The 6,167-nt window shown below is 45.5% G+C and carries 5 protein-coding genes and 1 pseudogene; 1 reads left to right on the top strand and 5 read right to left on the bottom strand.

The window, feature by feature from the left end; translation table 11 throughout:
* The 4 genes and pseudogenes from L4B77_RS14875 to L4B77_RS14860 form a co-directional block, all read right to left on the bottom strand.
* Positions 1-124, bottom strand: a pseudogene (locus L4B77_RS14875) (helix-turn-helix domain-containing protein); the annotation flags it as partial.
* Positions 125-226: 102 nt separating this feature from the next.
* Complete coding sequence (gene btsR, locus L4B77_RS14870; RefSeq protein WP_429751353.1) at positions 227-958, bottom strand: two-component system response regulator BtsR; 732 nt, start codon at positions 956-958, stop codon at positions 227-229.
* Between the two features lie 105 nt (positions 959-1,063).
* A complete protein-coding gene (locus L4B77_RS14865) occupies positions 1,064-2,734 on the bottom strand; it encodes a LytS/YhcK type 5TM receptor domain-containing protein (protein WP_429751351.1) in 1,671 nt (556 codons plus the stop codon).
* A gap of 255 nt (positions 2,735-2,989) precedes the next feature.
* Entirely contained in the window at positions 2,990-4,480 is a 1,491-nt protein-coding gene (locus L4B77_RS14860; protein WP_261838928.1) for a carbon starvation CstA family protein, read from the bottom strand.
* A 283-nt stretch (positions 4,481-4,763) separates the two neighbouring features.
* Between L4B77_RS14860 and L4B77_RS14855 the strand changes: the two genes are divergently transcribed.
* Entirely contained in the window at positions 4,764-5,114 is a 351-nt protein-coding gene (locus L4B77_RS14855; protein ID WP_261838929.1) for a DUF2799 domain-containing protein, read from the top strand.
* A 118-nt stretch (positions 5,115-5,232) separates the two neighbouring features.
* Here the strand turns inward: L4B77_RS14855 and murQ are convergent, their stop codons facing one another.
* On the bottom strand, positions 5,233-6,153 hold the full coding sequence (gene murQ, locus L4B77_RS14850; RefSeq protein WP_372091859.1) for an N-acetylmuramic acid 6-phosphate etherase: 921 nt from the start codon (positions 6,151-6,153) through the stop codon (positions 5,233-5,235).
* Positions 6,154-6,167 lie beyond the last annotated feature (14 nt).

Genomic DNA, 6,167 nt, shown 5'->3' with positions numbered 1-6,167 from the left:
CTTGAGCCCAATACCGTATCTGTCTTGAAGAAATTGAATATTGTTTTGCTAAGTAGAGAGATGACGTGCCATCTAAGTATTGCTTAGCAATGATACATTTTAGCTCTCGGCTATATTTGGACATAAAAAGACCCCCAATAATTGGTGTCCAACTATTGGGGGTCAGTTCATGATGCGTTGGCTTTTTTGATCGTGCTTTGGAATAAGGCATCGAACTTGTAATGCGTTACTGGAGACCGAGTTGCTCTTTCAATGTCTTTAAGTAACGACGACTGACAGGCACTTCAAAGCCCGTCAGGGTAATGATCTCCGCTAATCCATTATCTAACAGTTTGATCTCTTGGATCGATTTTATGTTGATCAAGTATTGGCGATGACAGCGGATCAAATCGGTTTTTTCTTCCAAGATCTTTAGCGTTAACTGTGAGGTCGCGGTTTGCGATGAGCTACGTACATGCACACCACTGATATCGGAATAAGCGCACTCGACGGTTTGGCTTGCCATGATCACTATGCGATTATGACCGATACACGGGATTTGCTCTAAGTGACAGGGAGCAATCGCTGAGATGTTCTGTTCTGGGGCTTGCTGATTTTGTTTGATGACCTTATTCAGGCGACAAACACTCTTGTTTAATCGACAAGGCTCGACGGGCTTAAGTAGGTAATCAAAAGCGTTATCTTCAAAGGCTTGAATCGCATATTGGTCGTAGGCGGTGACGAAGACCACGTAAGGCATGGTGTCTGGGTCAAGCATGCTGAGCAGTTCAATTCCGGTAACCTGCGGCATTTGGATATCCAAATACACCACATCAGGCTTGAGTAGGTTGATCTGTTTCAGTCCTTCGATCGCGTTACTCGCTTGGCCAATGATTTCCACTTCTCCGGTTTCGGTCAGCAGCTCAATCAGCTCTTCGCGAGCAAAAAGCTCATCATCGACGACTAATGCTTTTAACATCCTATAACCTTCATCTTGGTTCTATCCCTGCTTGATTCACGCTTATCTTTTAAGTGTCTGCTTCTAAATGTTTCAACTCGGAGCTATTTGTCTCCGAAAATACCATTATTTGAGTATAGGTATGATAAAGCTCATTCGAGTAAATTGCTGTGGTTGAGATTCTATTTTTAGTGCTGAATCTTGTCCAAAGAAATTAGTCAGCCGTTTATCAACAATTTCCATACCTAATCCTACGTGATCTTGAGATGGCTTCTGATAATTGCCCGCGTTGTCTTCAACGGTTAACTTGAACCCATTCTCGAAAGCTTCGCTATAGATCTTCACTTTGCCGCCTTCCAACATATTTGAAATGCCATGTTTGATGGCATTCTCTACCAGCGGTTGTAGGGTAAAGCTCGGCAATTGAGATTCATATAACTGCGGGTCGATATCCCATTCCACTTCTAGTCGATCGGTAAAGCGTGCTTTCTCTATGGTCAGGTAAGCGTTGACGTGTGCTAGATCGTCTTTGAGCTTTACCGTGTTGATGTTCTGCTTTAGGTTACTTCTAAAGAAGTGAGACAAGTGCTGTATTAACTCTCGCGCTTTATCTGGGTCACGACGGGTGACTGCGCTGATGGTGTTGAGCGCATTAAACAAGAAGTGTGGGTTCACTTGAGCGTGCAGCAGTTTGATTTCCGCTTGGGTGAGCAGTGTTTGCTGTAGCTGATAGTTACTAAACAGGATCTGGCTTGATAACAGCTGGGCGATGCCTTCTCCCATCGACATATTGATGGTCGAGAACAGTTTGAGTTTTGGCTCATACAACTTAATGGTACCGATCACTTCATTACCTGCACGCAGTGGAATAATCAACGCAGAGCCCAATTTACAATTTGCAGACAGAGAGCATTGGTATGGGTTCTCTTTACCATCAAGATAGATAATGTCGTTCTGTTCCATCGAAGTGAGTGTGCTTTGCGATGAAATCGGGGTGTTGGGAATATGGTGTTCAGCACCAATGCCGACGAACGCGAGAATTTTTTCTCGATCGGTGATCGCCACGGCACCAACCTTGGTCTCTTCGTAAATGATACGCACGATTTTTTGCGCGTTATCCGAATTGAACCCGCCATGCAAAATGCCCACCGAGCGTTCTGCAATGGTCAGTGCGCGGCGTGAGAAGGTAGCCGAGTACTTCTCGAAAATGGTTTTTCGATCTTGGATGATACTCATGAACAGCGCAGCCCCAACCGAGTTTGCGATGATCATTGGTGCAGCAATATCAGAAACCAATGCATAAGACTGTTCAAATGGTTTAGCGACGATTAGAAGAATTAACATCTGAATGATTTCCGCAAATAAGGTCACGGAAAAAACCACCAACGGATTAAACAATTGGCTGGCTTTATTTTTTCTGACTAAATAAACGTGCAGCAAACCACCAATCAGCCCCTCTGCGGTGGTGGAAATTGCACAAGCTAAATCGGTAAAACCACCAAGTGAATAGCGATGGATACCGCCAGTAAAACCGACAGCAAAGCCGACAACTGGGCCGCCAAACAAGCCTCCCATTACCGCACCCATTGCGCGAGTGTTGGCGATAGCATCATTGATTTGCAATCCGAAATAGGTGCCCATAATACAGAACAGGGAAAACAGAACATAACAGCTGACTTTATGGCTTAAGCGTGAAGAGATGCTCAATAAAGGCAGAATCAGCGGAGTTTTACTTAGCATGTAAGCGATCACTAAGTAGACACAGGTTTGTTGCAGCAAAGAGAGAATGAGTTCCATATTTTCACCTATTGAGACGCGGGTTAAGTGTAAAGCTCATTGCGTGGTAACGGTAGTTTTGCTTGTGTTTTTGTTAGTTATATCGAGCGACGATTGCTTCTCAATGTTGGGATACAGTAAAGCCCATCACAGAGGATGGGCTTTCGTCTTAATTTCCACGAATCACTGGGTGATGACGGGAGCAAGCGAAGTGTGTTTGGCTGTTCTTTTGTCTATCTATGAAGACCTGTCTCTTTTATCAAGAGTCTGAAAGAACTAGGCAGTTTTGGTTACGCCTTTTGCTTCTTTTTCTTCTTCATCAGCAAGGTCGATATCACCTTTGCCTTTTGAAATTTTGATAACGTAAGCCGCAACACCTAATGCACTCACTACACCAATGATGGTTGAGATTTGCATTGATAGACCGAAGCCTAGTTGGCTGTTGTTCAGGATGAATGTGATACACACAGATGTCATGAACACAGCTGGAACTGTCGTTACCCAGTGTAATTTGTTGTGGCGAAGTAGGTAAGCTGAAGCGGTCCATAGCATCATCACTGCTGTGGTTTGGTTAGCAAAACCGAAATAGCGCCAGATGATACCGAAATCGACTTGAGTCAGGATGCCACCGATAACGAACAGTGGTAGAGCCATCAGTAGGCGATTTCGCAGTGTTTTCTGTTCCATGTTGAAGTATTCAGCAAGAATAAGACGGCTTGAGCGGAACGCGGTATCACCAGAAGTGATAGGCAGGATAACCACACCAAGGAACGCTAGGACACCGCCGAATACACCCAGTAGACCAAATGAAGCGCTGTATACCACATTACCCGGGCCGCCGTTTGCAACCGCGTCAGATAGAGATTCAATGGAACCGAAGAAAGACAGAGCCAGTGCACACCAGATTAGAGCGATGATGCCTTCACCAATCATTGCGCCGTAGAAGACAAAGCGACCGTTTTTCTCGTTTTCCATACAACGCGCCATCAGTGGTGACTGAGTGGCGTGGAAGCCTGAGATAGCACCACAAGCAATAGTGATGAATAGAGCTGGCCATAGTGGCAGGTCATTCGGATTCATGTTGGTGAACATGTCTTTCATCTCGAATCCACCCATGATTTGGTGCTCATCAGAAAGACCAATCGCAGTGATTAGGCCAACAGACATGAAGATAAGCAGTGCACCGAACAGTGGGTAGAAGCGACCAATGATTTTATCGACAGGGACAATCGTTGCGATGATGTAGTAAGCAAAGATGATAACAACCATGGTGGTTGTAGACATCGCGAAATCAGTTTGGTCGTTGATTAGGTTAGTGATCATACCTGCAGGAGCAGAGACGAAGACCACGCCAACAAGAAGCAGTAGAACAATGGCAAAGATGTTCATAAAGTGTTTTGCGCCATTGCCTAGGTAACGGCCAGTGATGGTTGGAACTGAAGCACCACCATTACGGATAGATAACATACCTGAGAAGTAGTCGTGTACCGCACCGGCGAAGATACAACCGAGCACGATCCATAGCATTGCTGCCGGGCCGTATAGGGCACCCATGATCGGGCCGAAGATTGGACCGACACCTGCAATGTTAAGCAGTTGAACTAGGTAAACCTTTGGTGTCGACATTGGAACGTAGTCCACGCCATCTTGCTTGGTGTGAGCCGGTGTTTGACGCTTTTCATTGATACCGAAAATCTTCTCGATAAAGGCACCGTAAATAAAGTAGCCACCAATGAGTGCTGCAACACAGGTAAGAAACCACATCATAATTTGTTATCCCTGAATGTATTAATTAAGTCAGGGTGTATATTAAATAAGTGGATGAGAAGAAGCTTCCGCTATGAGAGTGAGTGGTCGAATAGCAAATTTAGTGGTGCTATAACGGATTGAGTGGTTTGTCGTTCGGTTGGTGAGAGATCTTGAACGGTCAGTATTCCCTTAAAGGGGCAAACATCAGACAATGAGTGGACATCGGCCGGTGTTCAGCGGAGAATTACAAACAAAGATAACGCTTCGTCAGGAAGTGGTCAGGTAAATATAAAGGACTAAAATGAAAAAAATAATCGCACTATTCGCCGTCGCATTTAGCCTTGCAGGATGCAGCGCCAATGTTCAAGATTTAGCGGCAGAAGGTAATTGGCAAGAGATTGGCTATCGTGATGGTCTCAAAGGCCATACTCAACGTTCGTATTCAGAGATGACCGAGCTTGGCAGCGTCGATCAAGCGAGCTACACAGAGGGTTACCATCTCGGTGTGACGGAGTATTGTAACCCCAACCATGCTTATCATATTGGTTTATCTGGTCAGGTGTATGAAGGTGTGTGTTCTGGCACCGAAGACGCTCAACGTTTCCGTATGGAATGGCAACGTGGCTGGGATGAGTTCTCAAACGACTATTAAGCCGAAGCTAGCGGTAAGAGCATTCAATATAAAAAGACCAGTACCGTATGTGGACTGGTCTTTTTGTATGTCGCGAGTGTCACGCTCAGAATGAGACGTTACAAAAGCAGAGTCGAGATTACTGATTACTCTCGACGGCTTTTCTCAAGAAGCCATTTTGCTTATCAAGCTGATCCTTGGCCAATTCTAAATCTAGCCCTGTCAGAATCATCAAAATAGATAACTTCACATCGTAATCGGTCGCTTTCAGTGTCGATACTGCCAGTGCTCTCTCACACTCAGTGGCTTGGATAACGATACGAGCAGCACGAGCAACCAACTTTTCATTGGTCGCTTTTACGTCGACCATCAGGTTTTGGTAGCTCTTACCGATACGAATCATGCTGGCAGTGGTCAGCATATTAAGTACCAATTTTTGCGCCGTACCCGATTTTAATCGTGTTGAACCGGTTAATGCTTCGGGGCCAACCACAGGGCTAATGGCAATTTGAGCGATTTCAGCAATGGGTGAATCTGGGTTACAAGACAGCGCAACGGTCACTGCACCAACCTGATTAGCATAGTTGAGGGCACCGATTACGTAAGGCGTGCGACCACTTGCGGCAATGCCTACCACAACATCCCTTTCTGAAAACTGAATCGCTTTGAGATCTTCAATACCGAGAGTCAGTGAGTCTTCCGCGCCTTCTTTGGCTTTTAAAATCGCTTCTGGCCCACCTGCGATTAAGCCAATCACCATCTTGTCTGAAACACCGAAAGTCGGCGGACACTCGGAGGCATCTAATACTCCTAATCGACCACTGGTGCCGGCCCCCATATAGATCAATCGGCCACCGTTTTGAAAAGCATAAGCAATGTGATCCACCGCTTTAGCGATCTGTGGCAGTTCCGCTTCGATCGCTAAAGGGACTTGTTTGTCTTGTTGGTTAATCTTTTCAACCACTTGGAGAGAGGTGAGCAGATCAATATCCATAGTATCAGGGTTTCTCCCCTCCGAAACGAGGTGCGAGAGCGCTGATATGAGGGCGTCGTTACTCATAATGATCCTTAAAT

The organism is Vibrio minamisatsumaniensis, from assembly GCF_050337445.1.
In the GTDB taxonomy this organism is placed as follows: Bacteria; Pseudomonadota; Gammaproteobacteria; order Enterobacterales; family Vibrionaceae; genus Vibrio; species Vibrio artabrorum.
Note: the sequence above shows the minus strand (reverse complement) of the source record. Positions and strands in the feature narration are given on the sequence as shown.

Excerpts from the sequence above, each read along its gene's own strand:
- btsR (WP_429751353.1), bottom strand. The coding sequence starts at position 958 with ATGTTAAAAGCATTAGTCGTCGATGATGAGCTTTTTGCTCGCGAAGAG.
- L4B77_RS14865 (WP_429751351.1), bottom strand. The coding sequence starts at position 2,734 with ATGGAACTCATTCTCTCTTTGCTGCAACAAACCTGTGTCTACTTAGTG.
- L4B77_RS14860 (WP_261838928.1), bottom strand. The coding sequence starts at position 4,480 with ATGATGTGGTTTCTTACCTGTGTTGCAGCACTCATTGGTGGCTACTTT.
- L4B77_RS14855 (WP_261838929.1), top strand. The coding sequence starts at position 4,764 with ATGAAAAAAATAATCGCACTATTCGCCGTCGCATTTAGCCTTGCAGGA.
- murQ (WP_372091859.1), bottom strand. The coding sequence starts at position 6,153 with ATGAGTAACGACGCCCTCATATCAGCGCTCTCGCACCTCGTTTCGGAG.